Annotated in this window: 19 protein-coding genes and 2 tRNA genes; 4 read left to right on the top strand and 17 right to left on the bottom strand. The window is 55.5% G+C overall.

Going from position 1 to position 18,454, the window contains the following annotated elements; all coding sequences use genetic code 11:
- Positions 1-77: 77 nt before the first annotated feature.
- The 9 genes from CKX93_RS06500 to CKX93_RS06460 form a co-directional block, all read right to left on the bottom strand.
- A tRNA-Met gene (locus CKX93_RS06500) sits at positions 78-154 on the bottom strand.
- Positions 155-213: 59 nt separating this feature from the next.
- On the bottom strand, positions 214-1,305 hold the full coding sequence (ychF, locus tag CKX93_RS06495) for a redox-regulated ATPase YchF (RefSeq protein WP_076755847.1): 1,092 nt from the start codon (positions 1,303-1,305) through the stop codon (positions 214-216).
- Positions 1,306-1,329: 24 nt separating this feature from the next.
- Entirely contained in the window at positions 1,330-1,908 is a 579-nt protein-coding gene (gene pth / locus CKX93_RS06490) for an aminoacyl-tRNA hydrolase (RefSeq protein ID WP_076755846.1), read from the bottom strand.
- A gap of 11 nt (positions 1,909-1,919) precedes the next feature.
- Positions 1,920-2,573 carry a 50S ribosomal protein L25/general stress protein Ctc gene (locus CKX93_RS06485; protein ID WP_076755845.1) on the bottom strand — a complete coding sequence of 218 codons (654 nt, stop codon included), beginning with the start codon at positions 2,571-2,573 and terminating at the stop codon, positions 1,920-1,922.
- 59 nt (positions 2,574-2,632) lie between these two features.
- A complete protein-coding gene (locus CKX93_RS06480; RefSeq protein ID WP_076755844.1) occupies positions 2,633-3,571 on the bottom strand; it encodes a ribose-phosphate diphosphokinase in 939 nt (312 codons plus the stop codon).
- Between the two features lie 43 nt (positions 3,572-3,614).
- Positions 3,615-3,689 (bottom strand) — tRNA-Gln (locus tag CKX93_RS06475).
- A gap of 5 nt (positions 3,690-3,694) precedes the next feature.
- Entirely contained in the window at positions 3,695-4,594 is a 900-nt protein-coding gene (gene ispE / locus CKX93_RS06470; protein WP_076755843.1) for a 4-(cytidine 5'-diphospho)-2-C-methyl-D-erythritol kinase, read from the bottom strand.
- Positions 4,591-5,193: a lipoprotein insertase outer membrane protein LolB gene (lolB, locus tag CKX93_RS06465; protein WP_076755842.1), complete on the bottom strand. Its 603-nt coding sequence runs from the start codon at positions 5,191-5,193 to the stop codon at positions 4,591-4,593. Before lolB ends, ispE begins: the two co-directional genes overlap by 4 nt.
- Entirely contained in the window at positions 5,193-6,755 is a 1,563-nt protein-coding gene (locus CKX93_RS06460) for a tetratricopeptide repeat protein (RefSeq protein ID WP_159435530.1), read from the bottom strand. Before CKX93_RS06460 ends, lolB begins: the two co-directional genes overlap by 1 nt.
- A 183-nt stretch (positions 6,756-6,938) precedes the next feature.
- Here CKX93_RS06460 and hemA point away from each other — a divergent pair, with 183 nt between their 5' ends.
- From hemA to CKX93_RS06440, 4 genes are read left to right on the top strand one after another with little or no spacing between them, the layout of a single operon-like run.
- Positions 6,939-8,222, top strand: coding sequence for a glutamyl-tRNA reductase (gene hemA / locus CKX93_RS06455; RefSeq protein WP_076755963.1), 1,284 nt, complete (start codon positions 6,939-6,941; stop codon positions 8,220-8,222).
- Entirely contained in the window at positions 8,219-9,301 is a 1,083-nt protein-coding gene (gene prfA / locus CKX93_RS06450) for a peptide chain release factor 1 (RefSeq protein WP_076755841.1), read from the top strand. Before hemA ends, prfA begins: the two co-directional genes overlap by 4 nt.
- Before the next feature lie 9 nt (positions 9,302-9,310).
- Positions 9,311-10,144 (top strand): peptide chain release factor N(5)-glutamine methyltransferase, encoded by an 834-nt coding sequence (gene prmC, locus CKX93_RS06445; RefSeq protein ID WP_076755840.1) that lies wholly within the window; start codon positions 9,311-9,313, stop codon positions 10,142-10,144.
- A 36-nt stretch (positions 10,145-10,180) separates the two neighbouring features.
- A complete protein-coding gene (locus CKX93_RS06440; protein ID WP_076755839.1) occupies positions 10,181-10,591 on the top strand; it encodes a hypothetical protein in 411 nt (136 codons plus the stop codon).
- Here CKX93_RS06440 and lipB read toward each other — a convergent pair.
- From lipB to mrdA, 8 genes are all read right to left on the bottom strand, one after another.
- On the bottom strand, positions 10,588-11,232 hold the full coding sequence (lipB, locus tag CKX93_RS06435; protein ID WP_076755838.1) for a lipoyl(octanoyl) transferase LipB: 645 nt from the start codon (positions 11,230-11,232) through the stop codon (positions 10,588-10,590). The genes CKX93_RS06440 and lipB overlap by 4 nt on opposite strands.
- Before the next feature lie 3 nt (positions 11,233-11,235).
- On the bottom strand, positions 11,236-11,505 hold the full coding sequence (locus CKX93_RS06430) for a YbeD family protein (RefSeq protein WP_076755837.1): 270 nt from the start codon (positions 11,503-11,505) through the stop codon (positions 11,236-11,238).
- Positions 11,502-12,365, bottom strand: coding sequence for a D-amino acid aminotransferase (locus tag CKX93_RS06425; RefSeq protein WP_076755836.1), 864 nt, complete (start codon positions 12,363-12,365; stop codon positions 11,502-11,504). The genes CKX93_RS06430 and CKX93_RS06425 overlap by 4 nt, the downstream gene beginning before the upstream one ends.
- Entirely contained in the window at positions 12,362-13,525 is a 1,164-nt protein-coding gene (locus tag CKX93_RS06420; RefSeq protein ID WP_076755835.1) for a D-alanyl-D-alanine carboxypeptidase family protein, read from the bottom strand. Before CKX93_RS06420 ends, CKX93_RS06425 begins: the two co-directional genes overlap by 4 nt.
- A gap of 67 nt (positions 13,526-13,592) precedes the next feature.
- Complete coding sequence (locus tag CKX93_RS06415) at positions 13,593-14,453, bottom strand: septal ring lytic transglycosylase RlpA family protein (RefSeq protein ID WP_076755834.1); 861 nt, start codon at positions 14,451-14,453, stop codon at positions 13,593-13,595.
- The gene (mltB, locus tag CKX93_RS06410; RefSeq protein ID WP_143339932.1) at positions 14,450-15,475 is read right to left on the bottom strand and encodes a lytic murein transglycosylase B; all 1,026 of its coding nucleotides are present in this window, start codon (positions 15,473-15,475) and stop codon (positions 14,450-14,452) included. Before mltB ends, CKX93_RS06415 begins: the two co-directional genes overlap by 4 nt.
- On the bottom strand, positions 15,472-16,596 hold the full coding sequence (gene rodA, locus CKX93_RS06405; protein ID WP_076755833.1) for a rod shape-determining protein RodA: 1,125 nt from the start codon (positions 16,594-16,596) through the stop codon (positions 15,472-15,474). The genes mltB and rodA overlap by 4 nt, the downstream gene beginning before the upstream one ends.
- The gene (mrdA, locus tag CKX93_RS06400) at positions 16,593-18,437 is read right to left on the bottom strand and encodes a penicillin-binding protein 2 (protein ID WP_076755832.1); all 1,845 of its coding nucleotides are present in this window, start codon (positions 18,435-18,437) and stop codon (positions 16,593-16,595) included. Before mrdA ends, rodA begins: the two co-directional genes overlap by 4 nt.
- Positions 18,438-18,454 lie beyond the last annotated feature (17 nt).

Genomic DNA, 18,454 nt, shown 5'->3' with positions numbered 1-18,454 from the left:
CAAATTGAATTAAAGATTACCACGCGACTGGGGCTTTGCGCATGAAAAAGGCTGCCTAAGGCAGCCTAACTAGAGTTTGGTGGCTACGGGTGGATTTGAACCACCGACCTCAGCATTATGAGTGCCGCGCTCTAACCAACTGAGCTACGTAGCCATTAACATGAAGCGCGGCATTCTGGCGCGCAGCCTGCCTGCTGTCAAGCTGAGCAGGCTTTAGACATTGAAACGAAAGTGCACCACATCACCTTCATGCATCACATATTCTTTGCCCTCAAGCCGCCATTTTCCAGCGTCTTTGGCCCCCTGTTCACCGCGACCGGCGATGAAGTCCGCATAGGCAATCACCTCTGCCCGAATAAAGCCTTTTTCAAAGTCCGTATGAATCGCGCCAGCGGCACGCGGCGCGGTGGCCCCTTGGCGAATCGTCCATGCCCTAACCTCTTTGGGCCCCGCCGTGAAAAAGGTTTGCAATCCGAGCAATACATAGGCGCCGCGAATCACCCGATCTAGCCCCGGCTCATCTTGACCCATAGTAGCCAAGAACTCGGCTTTCTCATCCTCTTCAAGCTGGGCGATTTCGGCCTCGATATTGGCACAAATCGGCACGACTTCGGCATGTTCTGCGGCAGCCAACTCGCGCACTCGATCCAACAACGGATTGTTTTCAAATCCATCTTCATTGACGTTGGCGATAAACATCGCTGGTTTGGCGGTGATCAATTGCAACTCGCGCAACAAGGGCCGCTCTTCATCGGTCAAAGACAAGGTACGTGCGGCCTGACCATCGGCCAGAGTGGCCATCGCTTTTTCCGCTAGATTTTTGCGTGCTATCGCCGCTTTGTCGCCCGACTTGGCGGCTCGCGTTAAGCGATTCAAGGCCTTTTCCACCGTCTCTAAATCAGCCAACGCCAGTTCAGTATGAATAGTTTCTATGTCGGCCACGGGATCTACACGCCCGGCGACATGCACCACGTCATCGTTCTCGAAACAACGCACAACATGGGCAATGGCATCGGTTTCGCGGATATGCGCCAAAAACTGGTTGCCCAAGCCCTCGCCTTTTGAGGCTCCAGCCACCAAACCGGCGATATCGACAAACTCTACGGTAGTCGGAAGCACACGCTCGGGCTGCACAATCTCTGCCAAGGCCTGTAGCCGCGGGTCAGGCACGGCAACCACACCCACATTGGGCTCGATGGTACAAAAAGGATAATTCTCTGCCTGAATACCGGCTTTGGTCAGAGCATTAAAAAGCGTCGATTTGCCCACATTGGGCAGCCCGACAATACCGCATTTGACGCTCATAAAGTCTTCGCTTCCACTCGGGTTTTAGGGTTCGGTGTGTAGCTGGTTCATGGCTTTTTCCCATTCACCACCCACTACCAAAGGCAGAACCTGCAGTGCACGTTGAATCGCCGCGTGAATGGCCTCTTCTTCGTCACGGCTTGGCCGATCCAACACATAATTCACAACTTGGTCTTTGTGGCCCGGATGGCCCACCCCCAAGCGCAGGCGACAAAAATCCGCAGAAAAATGGCTCAAAATGTGGCGCAGGCCATTATGCCCACCATGCCCACCGCCTTTTTTCAGGCGAGCCGTTCCCGGCGGCAAATCGATTTCGTCATGCACCACCAACAAATCAGCCACATCGAGCTTATAAAAATGAGCCATTTGCCGCAGCGGTTGGCCGCTGTGGTTCATGAAGCTCATGGGCTTTAACAGCCAGACATCATGACCGGCCAGCTGGATACGCGCGATCTCCCCGCCAAAACGAGCCTCCAAACGGAAGCTAGCGTTTTGCTCACGAACCAGCGCATCCAATAACCAGAACCCGGCATTGTGCCGGGTCTGTTCATACTTAGGCCCAGGGTTGCCCAAGCCGGCAATCAGCGATACCTGGGCGCCCATCCGCCACTACCTCATTCTTCTGGAGTGGCTTGTTCGCCGCCCTCGGCTTCATCAGCGGCTTCATCATCCGCACCTGCTGCGCCACGCGTTTTCAGTACGCTCACCACCGGCAAGTCATGATCCTCACCCTGTTGCAGCGCCACGATACTCACACCGGCAGGCAAGATGATTTGCGAGAGATGCAGGGAATCGCCGACATTCAACTCGGCAACGTCCACCTCAATGTACTCGGGCAGATCCTTGGGCAAGCACTCGACTTCCACTTCCACGGCCTGATGGCTAATCATACCGCCGCCGGTTTTCACGCCGACACAGATTTCTTCATTGAGGAAATGCAGGGGTACGTGCACTCGCAGGGCTTCATTTTCCACCACACGCTGCAAATCCATGTGCAAAATCAGTGGCTTGATGGGATGGCGCTGAATATCCCGCAAAATCACCCGCTCGGCTTTTTTACCCGGCAATTTGACGGTCAGGATATGGCTGTAAAACGCTTCATAGGCCTGACTTAGCCATATCGTGTTGTGGTCTAAGGTAATGCTAAGTGGTTCCTTGCCAGCGCCATAGACAATCGCCGGCAGCTTGCCTTCGCGACGCAGGCGGCGGCTCGCACCCTTGCCCTGCAACTCGCGCGGCTCAGCTTCAAGTTCAAAATTAAGACTCATTGAGATTCTCCAAACAAACAATAAAACCCGCATCCGCGACCAGAAGCGGGGCCAAAAAACTAATCAATAAACAAAGAACTCACCGACTCTTCGCGATTAATGCGGCGAATAGTTTCCGCCAGCATGCCGGCAACACTCAACTGTGTGATGCGATCGCAGGCTTCCGCTTCGGCAGTAAGCGGCAGGGTATCGGTGACCACCAGTTCATCCAGCTGCGAACCATTGATGTTGTCGATGGCTGGACCGGAGAGCACCGGGTGTGTGGCGTAAGCAATCACTTTTTCTGCGCCATGGTCTTTTAATGCTGCGGCGGCCAGACACAAGGTCCCGGCGGTATCCACGAGGTCGTCGATGATGATGCAGGTTTTGCCCTCAACATCACCGATGATATTCATCACTTGGGATTCATTGGCCCGAGGACGACGCTTGTCGATAATGGCCAAATCAGCATCATCCAAGCGCTTAGCCAAAGCGCGCGCCCGCACCACACCGCCCACATCGGGCGAGACCACCAAAAGGTTGGGTATTTTTTGCCGCCAGATGTGGCCGAGCAAGATGGGTGAGGCGTACACATTATCTACCGGCACGTTGAAAAAACCCTGCACCTGATCAGCGTGCACATCGACGGTTAAAACGCGATTGGCACCCACAGCTTCAAGCATGTTAGCCACCACCTTGGCCGAGATCGGCACACGTGCTGAGCGAACGCGACGATCTTGGCGGGAGTAACCAAAGTAAGGAACCACGGTGGTGATGCGGCCGGCTGAGGCGCGGCGCAGCGCATCCACCATAATCAGCAGCTCCATGATGTTTTCATTGGTCGGATTGCCAGTGGACTGCACAATGAAAACGTCGCGACCGCGCACGTTTTCTAAAATCTCTACCTGGACTTCACCGTCACTAAAGCGGCTCACCACAGCCTTCCCCAGCGGGAGATTAAGATGCGAGGCTACGCTTTGAGCCAGCCGGGGTGTTGCGTTCCCGGCGAAAATCATCATCTTGTTCTTCTCCACAACGGCAAACCCGGGAAGCTGTAATTAATGGCTGGGCCGGCAGGATTCGAACCTGCGAATGCCGGGATCAAAACCCGGTGCCTTACCACTTGGCGACGGCCCAATTATTCAATTTTCAAACAGTTGCAAGCGATCCATCAATGGCGATTGGTTCCTACCTCTCGCTACCCAGCCTGTCCAGCGGCTTGGGAGACTACCCAATAAGTTCTGTGCCGCAGCCTGATCACCCAGCGCTGCAAACACACAACTACCGGTGCCGGTCATGCGGGCTTCACATCCCGCATTACTGAGCCAGTCCAGCGCCTCCCCCACCTCAGGGTATAAGCGCCGCACCAAGGGCTCGCAGACATTGCCTGCTCGACCCAAAATAAAGTCGGACATTGTGATTGGTGGGCAAGTGCGTGTCAATCCAGGATCGCTGAAAACCCGCCCCGTGGCGACATGTACTCCGGGATGAATCACCAGATAAATCGGCTCGGGTGGGTCGGCAGCCTGCAAATACTCGCCCACCCCTTCTGCCCAAGCCGCTTGCGCATGCACGAAAATCGGCACATCCGCGCCCAGAGACAAGCCCAGCGCCGCCAGCTCCTCGCTACTCAGTTGAGTATTCCAGAGGGCATTGAGTGCCACCAGCACGGTAGCCGCATCTGAGCTACCCCCGCCCAAGCCGCCGCCCATGGGCAGTTGTTTGTACAAGTGAATCTGCGCGCCTGCTGAGCAGCCCGTACTTTTTTGCAACAGGCGCGCCGCACGCCAGCATAAATCCTGTTCTGGATTGAGCCCCTGCAGGTGATGCAGGCAGGTTATTTGCCCGTCATCGGTGATCGCAAAATCCAGCAAATCACCGATATCAAGAAATTGGAACAGAGTCTGCAGTTCATGATATCCATCGGCGCGGCGTCCGGTGATATGCAAAAACAAGTTGAGCTTGGCCGGCGCTGGCCAAGCTTTACCGGACTCTAAGGATGCAGCCCATTGCTGATCAGCAAAGTTTAGCTGAGTATTCATCTGCCCCACTCCCAGGAATCAGCGACTAAGCGCAGCTGCGTGTCCTGCCATTGCATCTGCAGGCGCTGCGGCATGAGCTGACCTGAGGCATCCTGGTAGCGTTCGTATTGAATGGTCCAATTCTGCTGCGCCAACTGTTGCAGCAGGCCAGCCTCGTTCAATGCTTTGGCTTGTATCGGCGATTGCGGCGCACTCAGTCCCATCAGCCAATAGCGCATGCCGGCAACCGGCATAGACCAGCCCACGGCTTGTTGCATCAGGGCGCTAGGCTCGGAGTCCTCTAGCTGCTGACCATCGGGCAAGCGCAGCAGCACCGCGCCTGAATTGCCTTGCAAATGCGCGATCTGACGACCCAGGGGACCATAGAGTTGAATATCAAAGGCATCTTGGTTTTGTTGCCAGCGCAGATTCGCATGCCAGCGCTCTTCGTCATGATGCACGGCTACCCGAGCGGTCAGAGTCCAGTGCTGGCGCTCTAGCAGCACCTTAACATGATGCTCATAGGCCTGCTGGGCATCATCCACCGCCGGCGGCTGGGGCAGGCTGGCACAGGCTGACAACAGGACCAAGGCCCCCAGCGCCGCAATCTGCGCCCGCATCAAAACCCCATTTGCTGCTGGAATCGCAGCAGGCGCTCATGCTCGGGGTATTTCTCTAAGGCTGTTTCCAGCACCTGGCGAGCTTCACTGCGCTTACCCTGAGCAAACAGCACTTTGGCTAAATTGCTGGCGATTTCGCCATCATCCATCATGGCATGTGCGCGCCGCAGCAGGTCTTCGGCTTCATCTAGACGCCCAAGCCGGTACAGTACCCAGCCCATACTGTCAGTAATCGCGGCATCATCAGGACGCTGTGCAAAGGCACGGGTGATATAGGCATACGCTTCTTGGTGACGATCTGTGCGATCGGCTAGGGTGTAGCCTAGGGCGTTGAGGGCCGTCACATTGTTAGGATCCTGACGCAGGATGAAACGCAGATCTTCTTCCAAGGTGTCGATATCACCTAAGCGTTCTGCCATCAGCGCCCGTGCATACAGCAATTCAAAATCCCCGCGATGCTCCCCCAGAGCTGCGTTCAGCAGCTCCAAACCAGCAGAATATTCCTGGGCATCGCGCAACAGAGCCGACTCAAGCACATAGGTCTGAATCTGCACCACAGGTTCGCGGGTGCGCTGACGATAACGCGACAGCGCCTGACGGGCCTCGCTTAACTGACCCTCGCCGCCAAGTAGGCGAGCCAGACGAAACACGGCATCGCGCTCATGATTATTGGCTTGCACGCGCCGGTAGTGGCCAATCGCTGCAGCCACATCCCCCTCTAGCTCAGCGATACGCCCGAGGTAGTAGTGACTCTCTTCGAGACGCTCCCCCGTGCCTAGAACACGTTGTAGCAGCGATCCAGCCTCATCATATTGCTGCATTTCGATATGAATCAGCGCCAAGGTGTAGAGCACATGGCCATCATCAGGCCGGGCCTCGACGATGACAGCGAACACAGCATGCGCCGCCTCATAATCGCCTTGCTGCAACAGAAGGCGCCCATAAGCTTGCTGCAACTCGAGATTCTCTGGGTAATTGTCTACCAACTGACTCAGCGCCGCGGTCGCTGCTTCCGTATTCTCGCTGCGCGCAACTAGGCTCACCAACAAACTCAATCCGTCTCCACCGGAGATTTCCAACTGCTGAAACAACTGATCCAACTGTTCGGCGGCTTGTTCACTGTCTCCGGCACTGATGAGCAAGGCGGCGTATATCTGGCGGGCCTCGAGATGCTCTGGCACACGTTCCATCCAGACCTCGGCGGCGGGCAAGGCCAGATCCAAATCGCCGGAGAACAGGGCAATGCGCGTTGCTCTTTCCGCAATATCGGGGTCGTCTGATCGCCGCGCAGCACGAAGGTAATATTCGGCAGCTAGGGCCAGCTCACCCATCTGTCCGGCGACTTCGCCGACCAGTAATTCATACATGAATTCGGCGCTGTCTTGACTCTCCGCAACCCATTCTGCGTCAGATACGCTAGTCTGTGGCATGGAGACACGTTGCTGATCCGGCAACGTGGTGCAGGCGGTCAGCAGAAGTGCGCTGCCGAAAGCCAGCCATTTCGAACGATAAAAAACGCATTGCACCAAGGAATTCATCATGCTGAGCAAATACCGTGTCATGGACCGACTATACATGCTTATAGGACCACCGCGTAACGCAGGAGTTGCGTTGAATCACGCCCAAAATCGGGCAGAACTCCGTCAGAGCGTGTAAACTCGCGTGCAACGCTTCGGAGTGCGGAGCATCTATTCATGACTTCAATGCTCAAGCAGAATACGCTATTCACACAAACCTCGCGCGCGATGCTGTTCTCCCTTGGAGTCAACCACAAGTCGGCGCCCGTGGGTATACGCGAGCGCATTGTTTTCGCCCCTGATCGCATGGATGAAGCGCTGGGAGGCTTGCAACGCGCCACGCCAGTCGACGAAGCGGCAATTCTCTCAACCTGTAACCGTACGGAAATCTATTTCCGCTCCGAAGCCAGCCATCCGGACCGCAAGGTCTTGCAGTGGTTGGGTGAGTACCATCGCCTCAAGCCTGACGAAATCCAACCTTACCTATACCGCCATACCCAAGACGATGCGGTGCGCCACCTTCTGCGGGTTGCCTGTGGCCTAGATTCTCTGGTCCTGGGCGAACCGCAGATATTGGGACAGCTCAAAGAGGCTTATCAAAGTGCCGGCAACTCAGGCACTCTGGGCCGACAACTGGGGCGCCTATTTCAACACGCCTTCTCGGTGGCGAAGAACGTTCGCACCTCCACGGCCATTGGATCTAGCCCCGTCTCCGTTGCATTTGCCGCTGTTTCTTTAGCCCGACAAATTTGGGGAGATATGCGTCCCCTGACGGCGATGATGATCGGCGCGGGTGAAACGATTGAGCTGGCGGCACGGCACTTACACAGCCATCAGGTGGGACATATCATCGTGGCCAATCGCACGGTGGAACGCGCACGACCTTTGGCCGATCAATTTGGTGCGGAAATTATTACTCTGCCGGCCATCCCCTCGCGCTTGCCCGAGGCGGACATTTTAATTTCTTCTACCGCCAGCCCCCTGCCGATTCTTGGCAAAGGCGCTGTGGAACGCGCATTAAAAGCGCGCAAACGGCGGCCTATGTTCATGGTGGATATTGCCGTCCCCCGCGACATCGAGCCGGAAGTGGGTTCTATGGAAAACATCTATCTATACACAGTGGATGATCTTGAGGATGTGATTCAGGAAAACCTGCAATCTCGCCGCGAAGCGGCGCGTCAGGCTGAAGAAATCATTGAGGCCCAAGTGCATAGCTTTATGGGCTGGCTGCGGGCGCAAAATGCCGTCGGCACTATCCGTGCTTTTCGTGACAAGGCCCATGGCGTGCAGATCGAAGTGCTGGACAAGGCGCTGGGCATGATAGAACACGGGAAAACTCCAGAGGAGGCTCTCACCTTCCTCGCCCATACCCTTACCAATAAGCTGCTGCATGATCCTTGCCATCGACTGAATGAGTCTGCGCGCGATGGCAAGCTCCATCTCATTGAAGCGGCGCAAACGCTGTTTGACCTGCCGGGTAGCGATAAGCCCACAGATAAATTCGGTTCGTGAAAGACTCCATACGTCGCAAATTGGAGCAGATCGCCGAGCGGTTTGAAGAACTCAGTGGGCTGCTGGCTGTTCCGGATGTTATCGAGGATCAGGAGCGTTTCAGGCGTTACTCGATGGAATATGCGCAGCTCGAGCCCGTGGCTCAAGGCTGGCGCGATTATTTGCGGGGCGCCTGGGAGCTAAAAACGGCGGAAGAGATGATGGCCGACCCAGATCCGGACATGCGTGCCATGGCTCAGGAGGAGGCAGCAGCGGCATCGGCAGCGCTGGAGTCCTTAGAACTTGACCTGCAAAAGCTGTTGATTCCCCGCGATCCTCATGATCAAAGCAATACCTTTTTGGAAATACGTGCCGGCACGGGTGGCGATGAGGCAGCTATTTTTGCGGGCGATCTGTTTCGCATGTACTGCCGGTATGCCGAATCACGGGGCTGGCAGGTAGAACTATTGTCGGCCAATGAGGGAGAACATGGGGGGTTCCGCGAGGTGATTGCCCGCATTATCGGTCAAGGCGTGTATTCGCGACTGAAATTTGAATCCGGCGCCCATCGGGTACAGCGGGTTCCGGAAACCGAATCCCAAGGCCGCATTCATACATCAGCGGCCACCGTCGCCATCATGGCCGAACCCGATGAAATGGAAATCCCAGATATTAATCCAGCCGATCTTCGCGTTGACACTTACCGCGCCAGCGGCGCCGGCGGCCAGCACGTCAATCGCACAGACTCAGCCGTGCGCCTGACGCATCTGCCAAGCGGCATTGTCGTGGAATGCCAAGAGGAACGATCCCAGCACAAGAACAAAGCCAAAGCTATGAGCTTATTGGCGGCACGCCTATTGGAGATGGAGGAAACGCGCCGCCATCAGGAACAAAGCGCCACCCGCAAAAGCCTCGTAGGCAGCGGTGATCGCTCAGAGCGCATTCGCACATACAACTTCCCGCAAGGGCGCGTCACTGATCATCGCATTAATCTCACCTTATACAAGCTTGAGGCCATTATTGCTGGTGAGCTTGACCCCATTATTGACCCTCTGATCAATGAGCATCAGACCGAGCAGCTGGCGCAGCTTGCCGACTAAAGACGCGTCATGAATTACCAGCAACTCCTGGCTGAGATGCAGCAAGCCCTAGAAGGCTTTGATGCCGCTGAACTCGAGGCCCAGTGGTTATTGGCTCATGCTCTATGCCGGGATCGCGCGTGGCTTTACGCCCATGGCGAGGACGAGATTACTGATCCATTGTTGCGGAATGAAACTCGAGCCTTGACGAATCGGCGCTGCCAGGGTGAGCCTTTGGCCTATATCTTGGGACATCAAGAGTTTTGGTCCTTACGACTTAGCGTCACGCCCGATGTCTTAATTCCACGCGCCGACACTGAGACCTTGGTCGAAGTGGCTTTGGCCTACTTACCCTCAAGTGACGCGCAAACCGTATTGGAGCTGGGCACAGGCTCAGGGGCCATCAGCTTAGCGCTGGCCAGCGAGCGGCCTTTACTGCACATCATCGCCACCGATCACAGCCCAAAAGCCTTAGCTGTGGCCCAACAAAATGCGCATGCTCTGGGGCTGGCGGAGCGCATCGAATTTTGCCAGGGCAACTGGTTTGCGCCCATCACAGGCCGGCGCTTTGATCTGATTATCAGCAACCCCCCTTATATCGCTGGGGATGATCCACATTGGCCTAGTTTGCGGCACGAACCGCAGATGGCATTGCACAGCGAGGCTGAGGGTTATGCCGATCTTTTCACCATCATTGATGCAGCAACCAAGCACCTCAATGAAGGCGGCTTACTGATACTCGAGCATGGCTGGAATCAGGCAGTGGCAGTACAAGAACGGATGACGCGAGCGGGTTTTCAGCAGGTTTCCAGTCGCCAGGATCTAGCAGGCCACCTTCGCTGTACCTTAGGTTATTGGATTTAATCTTGCATATTCCGGCGCGGTGGTTAGCATTACCCCATGGATAATAATGAAAATTACCTGCGGCAGCGCGAGCTGATTTTTAAGGGGCCGCAGAATGAAAATCAGCAAATTGAGGCTGCTTGGCTGATGCTGCGCGAAGCCGATGCGGTAATGGAGGTGCGTAGCGGCGGGGACAAACGCCTATGGGTTAGCTATGACATTCGCCGCATCACCTATGCGGAAATCGAGCAGGCGCTCATAGAAGTGGGCTTTCATTTGGACAATAGCCTGATCAGCAAACTGCGCCGCGCGTTGTATCACTACCAAGAAGACACCATTCGTGCCAACTTGGGATTAACCCGTGAGACCTTAAAAGGCGTGGCGCAAAAAGTCTTCATACACCATTATCAACAACAGGATCATGGCTGCCGGGATCAACGCCCCCGCCATTGGCGAGAGTATCTCTAGGCCTTGCCAGCGTCTGCGCTTGGGCGCGCCCACTCTGCCAAAAACGTCCGTGTCAACGCATCAGCAGCCTGCTGCCAAGACTGGTCGATCCCAAGACTTGTCAGTGAGCACACGTCCATCCCGGCATAGCCACAGGGGTTGATACGCTTAAAGACGCTTAAATCGGGATGCACATTAAAGGCGAGACCATGATAGCTGCCACCGCGCCGCACACGCAGACCCAAAGCGGCGATTTTGGCGCCATCAACGTAAACCCCGGGCGCATCTTGGCGCGCTATGGCGCTCACCCCCAACTCGGCCAAATAGCTGATCACACATTGCTCTAAGGCCGTCACTAAGCGACGCGCACCCCATTGGCGGCGCTTCAGATCCAGCAGCACATAGAGCACCACCTGACCAGGACCATGATATGTCACCTGCCCACCTCGATCGCTTTGTACTACCGGCACTGGCCCAGCATCGAGGATGTGTTCCGCATGACCACTGATACCTAGGGTGAATACCGACGGGTGCTCTAGCTGCCAGATCTCATCGGGGGTGTGGGGCTGGCGCTCCTCGGTGAACTGGCGCATCGCCTGCCAAGTAGTTTCGTAGGCCTGAAGGCCCAATCGCCGTATTTTTATCTCTGAGTCGCAACCCATGCCCTAAAGAGCCATGGTCACCAGTTCGCAGGATGTCAAATCCCGATAAATATCATCCAGTTGAGCACGGCTTTGAGCCTGGATCACCACAGTAATCGATACATACCGACCGGCACTGGATGCACGACTGGAAAAAGCATCGGCGCCCACTTCGGGGACATGGCGGCGAATGATTTCTTCCACGCGCTGGTGAAACTCAGGCAGTGCCGCGCCCATCACTTTGATGGGGAAATCACAGGGGAACTGAAACTCTATGCTGTCTTCATCACTCATGATTCCAGGGCCTGCCGTTCCTTTTTAAAGCGCTGATAGTGGGCATGCATCTGTTGCCACGCTGGGCCGGGTTTGCCATCGCCAACCGGCGTCTCATTCAAACGGGTCACGGGCAAAATCTCGCGGGTGGAGCTGGTCAACCAGATTTCCTGAGCGACGCTTAGCTGATCTTCAGGAATGACGGATTCCATCACCGGATAACCCTGTTGCTGGGCCAACTCAATCACTAGGTCGCGGGTAATGCCCGGCAGCAGATGCCGATCTTTAGGTGGCGTAACGATCACTCCATCGGCCACCACAAAAAGATTACTGGCCGCCCCCTCTACCGCCAAACCTTGGCGAATCAAAATGGCCTCAGCTGCTCCCTGTTCGACTGCTTGCTGGCGAGCCAAAACATTGGGCAATAAGCTGATGGATTTGATGTCACAGCGTGACCAGCGGTCATCACTTAGGGTGACAGCCGCCACGCCGGTCTTAAGGAGTTCCGCATCGGGCAAGCTGATGGGGTTGACCATGACCAGCACCGTAGGCTCAGCCGCTTTGGGAAAAGCATGATCTCGACGCGCTGCGCCACGCGTCACCTGAAGGTAAATACCGCGCTCGGGTCCGGGATTAAGACGTAATAATTCGGCAAACACCGACTTCCATTGTGGCAGCGATAGCGGATTGGGCAATCTCACTTGTTCCAGGCTGCGCACCAAACGCTGCAAGTGTTCATCTTCTTGCAACAGACAGCCGCCATAGACTGGGATAACTTCATAAACCCCATCCGCGAACAAGAAACCCCGATCCAGCACGGAAATACGTGCTTCGGACTCCGGCACATACTGGCCGTTTAAGTAGACCACCCGTTCACTCATGAAAATTGCTTCCAAACGGTATCAATCAAGCGCCGCAACCAGCCACCCTGAGCCACGGGCTCTAAGGCCACCAGGGGTTTCTCAATCAGCACTGAGTCGTCCAATGTGATTTGCAAACGTCCATAGTCTCTGCCTTGCACCAAAGGCGCCTCCAAGGGGTCAGCCAATTGCGTCGCAGCGCCCAAATCAGCGTAGCGGCCCCGTGGCAGAGTGACAAAAAGATCCTCCACCAAACCCAAAGGCACGGAGCGCTCTTCCCCACCCCAGACACGCCCCTCGATCACCACTTGTCCGGCGCGATAAATGCGCTGAGTTTCAAACTCACGGAAGGCCCAATTGTATAAGGCCTGTGATTCATTGGCGCGCACACGGCCACCTTCCTGGTGGTTAGAAGCACGAACACCCATGACCGTGACCACCATGCGCATCTCATCGCGCTGTGCCGATGACACCAAGTTATATCCCGCAGCGCTGGTCCAACCAGTCTTGCCGCCATCAACCGAATCATCCCGCCATAACAACAGATTACGGTTGTTCTGACTGATGCCATTGAAGGTGAAGCTGCGCTCGGCATAGTAGCGATAGAGTTCAGGAAACTCGCGAATCAAAGCCCGCATCAATAAAGAGATATCTCGAGCCGTGGTGTACTGTGTCTCATCGCTGGGAAGACCATGGCTGTTTTGAAACTGGGTGTCGTTCATACCTAAGGAGCGGGCTGTGGCGTTCATCAAATCGACAAAAGCCCCTTCGGTCCCGGCGATACGCTCAGCCAAAGCCACACAAGCATCATTGCCTGACTGCACAATCATGCCGCGCAATAAGTCTTCGACACCTACTTCATTGCCGACTTCAATAAACATGCGCGAGGCGCCACGCATGCCGGTACGCCAGGCGGCCTCACTGACCCGAATCGACTCATCTAGCCGCAGCTTGCCTTCATCGATTTCACGAAAGACCACATAGGCGGTCATTATCTTGGTAAGACTGGCGGGCTCCACGCGTTCATCAGGATCGCGCGCTGCTAGGAGATTTCCTGAGGCAAAATCCATCACCGCGAAATTGCGCGCCGATAAATCCGAGGGCGGAGGAACGCGGACATCCAGACCCAAAGCCAAGGAAGGGAATAGCAGGAATGCGGCGATAATGAGCCAACTTTTCATGGCCGGTAACAACCTCTTGGAGAAAAAAACCGAAATAGTAGCATGCCAGCTTTGGGCCACCGCACCGTCACTCGGCGATCACTGCCATCCCTGCAAATCCTAATTGCCGAAGATTTTCAATGAGTTGATGCGCCTCGAACTGATTGCGCTTGGGTCCAATGCGAACCCTAAAAAAACCATCAGAAGACTGCGCTCGGGAGGTGATGATCACCGATTCAATACCCGCATCCTGCAGCTGACGCTGTAACTGCTCGGCGTTGCGCTGTTCTCCAAAAGCACCCATTTGTACGAAAACCAAACTGTCTGCCTGCGTCATCGCAACCTCGGTTTGGGTGGTGATTGGCTCAGGACTTCTCGCAGGACGCTGCTCTCTCGCTACACGCTGAGGCTCCTCGCGCGCATTCAGCGCCACCACTTCAACGCGCGCCGTTCCCTGATCTACCATACCGATGCGATGCGCCGCTGCATAAGATAAATCAATGATGCGGCCGCGCAAAAAGGGGCCCCGATCATTTACCCGCACCACGACGCTGCGGCCGTTGTCCAGATTGGTGACGCGCACATACGTGGGAAGTGGCAGGCTCGTGTGCGCCGCCGTCATGGCAAACATGTCATAGGGCTCACCGCTAGAGGTACGGCGGCCATGGAACTTGGCGCCATACCACGAAGCCACTCCGCGTTCGCGATAACCCTCGGCACTATTCATGGTGTAGTAGCGCTGACCAAAAACTTCATAAGAAGGCGGGTTGCCATAACGGCTGGGCGGCTCAAAGCGAGGAGTGGGCTCAGGAATAGCGTCAAGATCAGGAATCGAGCGAGGATCGGGTGCGCGATCATCGAGCACCGGGCCATCTGGTTTACTGGCACACGCCGACAACACAACAATAACGACAGCTATCAGCAGCAAAGGGCCGATACGACTGGTCATTGACTCTCACCGACGGCACTTTGGGTGATGCGCTCCTTGCGAATCAAGCTCGCCAGCTCATAGACCGCCATGGCATAGAGAGGGCTACGATTGTAACGCGTAATCACATAAAAATTGGGGTAACCCAACCAGACTTCAAATCCGCTTTCGGTTTCTAATTCGATGATGGAGAACTGAGCATCTTCGGGCACTGGCCGCGTCGGTGTCACACCATGTTCGGCCAGTGTTTGAAGCGAGATGCGCGCGCGATAATCCCGACTCAGGAGTTCCTTGTATCGCTCGCCATCGACATCGGCACGCAATGCCACAGGTTCGCCCATGGCCCAGCCATGGCGTTGAAAATAGTTCGCAACACTGCCAATGGCATCGGGCCAAGAATTCATCAAATCACGACGGCCATCCCCACTAAAATCCACGGCATAGGCTCGGTAGCTCGAAGAGATGAACTGCCCTCGCCCCATGGCTCCCGCATAGGAACCTCGGGTCGCCAATAAGTCGATGCCCTCCTCCCGAACCAGACGCAGAAAATGCGCTAATTCCGAGCGAAAAAAATTTGCTCTTGGCGGATAATCAAACCCCAGGGTCATCAAAGTGTCTAGCACTGGGAAGTTGCCCTGGTTGCGGCCGTAGGAGGTCTCAACGCCGATAATCGATACGATAATCTCTGGGTTCACTTGGAACGCACGACTGGCTCGTAAAATCAGCGCTTCGTGCTCCTGCCAGAAAGCCACACCCTCATTGATTCGCTGCTGAGTGATAAATATCGGCCGGTAGGTTTTCCAGGGGCGCGCCTCGGCTGGGGCCGAGATTAAGTCAATGACTCGTTGCTGTGGTCTGGCGTTGGCAAAGAGCTCGCGCAGCTGCGCCTCATCAAAACCTTCTGCCACGAGTTCAGAGATAAAAGACTGCACCTCTTCACGTTGCAGGTAAGGGGGCTCACCGGCGACATAACGCGCCTGTGCATGGCCCGCAAAACCGAGTAAAACAGCGGCACATACAACGGCAATCAATCGTTTCATCATGGTGCGAGCAGTCGCCTGTGAGAATGAATGGACATCAGAATACCGAAACCTGCCATCAGGGTCACCAGCGAAGTCCCGCCGTAACTAAAAAGCGGTAGCGGCACGCCAACCACCGGCACAAGCCCTGAAACCATGCCGATATTTACGAACACATAGGTGAAGAAAATGAGGCTTAAACCACCCCCCAAAAGACGCGAATAGGTGTCTTGAGCCTGCAGCGCAATAGACATGCCACGCAAAATCACAAACAGATAAAGCACCAGCAGCAGCAGAACCCCAAGTAAACCAAACTCTTCGGCATAAACGGCAAAAATGAAATCGGTGGAGCGCTCGGGCAGGAATTCCAGCTGAGATTGGGTACCGTTTAACCAACCTTTTCCGTATAGCCCACCAGAACCAATGGCGATTTTGGATTGAATGATGTGATAACCCGCACCCAAGGGATCACTCTCGGGGTTCAATAAAGTCAGCACTCTTTGTCTTTGGTAGTCCTTCATCCAATACCAAAGCAGGGGCAAAGCCATCATGCCCAGCCCGCCCAACAACATCACCAGACGCCAGCGAATGCCAGCGAGAATAATTACCGCGACACCCCCACCGGCCACCAACAGCGCCGATCCGAGATCCGGTTGCTGCGCAATAAGAACGGCGGGAATGACGACGATGGGAACGGCCAGCAGCAGCTCATGCCAACGTGGCGGCAAGGGCTTTTCCGCAAAATACCAAGCCAAAGCCATGGGCACTGCCAACTTCATCAGCTCTGACGGCTGGAAACGGACAAACCCAAGATTCAGCCAACGTTGGGCCCCCTTGCCGACCTCGCCAAAGAAAGCCACGGCCACCAACAGCAGTACCCCAGCCACAAAGATCCAGGGCGTCCATCGCTGCAGCTGTTCAGGGCTGATTTGTGCCATGACGATCATCGCCAATGATGCCACTCCCAAGCGCATACCCTGCTTGGTCAACATATCGATGTTTTCTCCGCTGGCACTGTAAAGCGCTGCCAAACCCAGCCCCAATAAGAGCAGGATACCCAATAGAAGCAGGGGGTCGAGCCGCAAAACGCCCAACAACTGTCCGCTTACAGAGCGGTCGTCTTCGATGCTGCGCAGCAGGCTCAAGAGCCATCTCCTAACAAATAGGCATCCACCACCTGGCGCGCTATGGGTGCTGCCACGCGGCCACCGCTGCCGCCATTCTCAACAATCACCGCCACTGCAATACGCGGATCATCAGCGGGGGCAAACCCAACAAATAAGGCATGATCGCGCAGCTTCTCCGGAACCAACTCTTCGTCATATTCCTCGTCCTCAGCCAAGCCAAATACCTGAGCCGTCCCAGTCTTACCGGCCATCTGATAGAGCGCATCACGGCCGGTGCGAAATGCCGTGCCATAGGGTTGATGCATGGTATTGACCATGGCTTCTATGATCGGATCCCATAGACTGTCGCGGCGAACTGTCACTGGCTGCAAACCATTACGTCCACGTTCACTGCTGGGCAGATCCATGTCGGTCTCGTGAGACTTTAGTAAGTGCGGAGTGACCCGCTGCCCACGCATTGCCAGCGTGGCGGTGATACTGGCTAACTGCAGAGGCGTGGTGAGCATATATCCTTGACCAATCGCAGCGATAATGGTTTCCGCGGGAAACCATGACTCACCCATGGCCTGCCGCTTCCAAGCCCGACTGGGCAAGACGCCGCGGCGCTCTCCCAACAAATCGATTCCCGTAGCCTCTCCGATACCAAAAAGACCAAAGAATTCAGACATACGGTCGATACCCATGCGATGCCCGAGGTCATAAAAATACACGTCGGATGAGCGCGCAATCGCCTCATCCATATTCACCCAACCATGATAAGTCCAGTCACGAAAACGCCGAGAATAATTGGGCAACTGGTAGTAACCCGGGGTATACATAGAGCGGGATGGCACAATCAACTCATGTTCTAAACCACCCAAAGCCAGCACTGGCTTCAAGGTAGACCCCGGTGGATACTGACCGGCCAAAACTCGATTAAACAAAGGGCGCCGCGGATGGCTCATCAACTCGGAGTAGGTGTGTTGGGGAATGCCGTGAAAGAACAGGCCAGGATCAAAGCTGGGTGTACTGACCATCGCCAGCACTTCGCCGTTACGCGGATCTAGTGCTACCACTGCACCGGCTGATTGCCCCAAAGCCTGCTCGGCTGCTAGTTGCAGAGTGACGTCAATGGTGAGCGTGATGTCCTGACCGGAAATCGGCGGCTGCTCTTCCAAGGTACGCAACACGCGCCCCTGAACATTAGCCTCAACGCGCCGCAGTCCCACCTGACCATGCAGCTTATCTTCGTAAAAGCGCTCAACTCCGGTCTTACCGATGTGCATGGTGCCGGCATAATTGCGCCGATCGATGCGCTGTAGTTCATTCTCATTGATACGGCCCATGTAACCTAAAACGTGCGCCAAAGAAGCGCCGTAAGGATAATGTCGGGCCGGCCTGGCGTAGAGATCCACTCCAGGAAATAAATGCCGGTTCAAGGCAAAAAGAGCAATTTCCTCATCGCTCAGATTGCTTTTCACAGCCACATTATTGAATCGTCGCGAGGTGCGCAGCCCGCGCTGAATACGCTCGAGGTCTTGTGGCTCTAGCCTAATAAGCTCGCCAAGCCGAGCCAGCGTATCTTCCAAATCCCGCACCTGTTCGGGAATCAGTTCAAGCTGATGTGAGGGGCGGTTTTCCGCAATTACCACGCCATGGCGATCAAAGATCAAACCACGCGGCGGCGGCAGAGCCTCAATTCGGACGCGATTATTTTGCGATAAAGTCGCAAAGTGGCTGTGGTTGACCACTTGCAGGTAGGTTAGTCGCACACCCAGTAGGCCAAGCAGCAGTGCGGCCACCACCGTGGCAATAATAATCCGCACGCGGAACAGATGCTGTTCCTGCTGGTGGTCTTTAAGCCTTTGCCGCCGCATCATCCCCTTTCAACAGGGAA

The sequence above is a fragment of the Ectothiorhodosinus mongolicus genome (genome assembly GCF_022406875.1).
Classification (GTDB): Bacteria; Pseudomonadota; Gammaproteobacteria; order Ectothiorhodospirales; family Ectothiorhodospiraceae; genus Ectothiorhodospira; species Ectothiorhodospira mongolica.
This window is presented reverse-complemented; position numbering and strand designations above follow the sequence as displayed.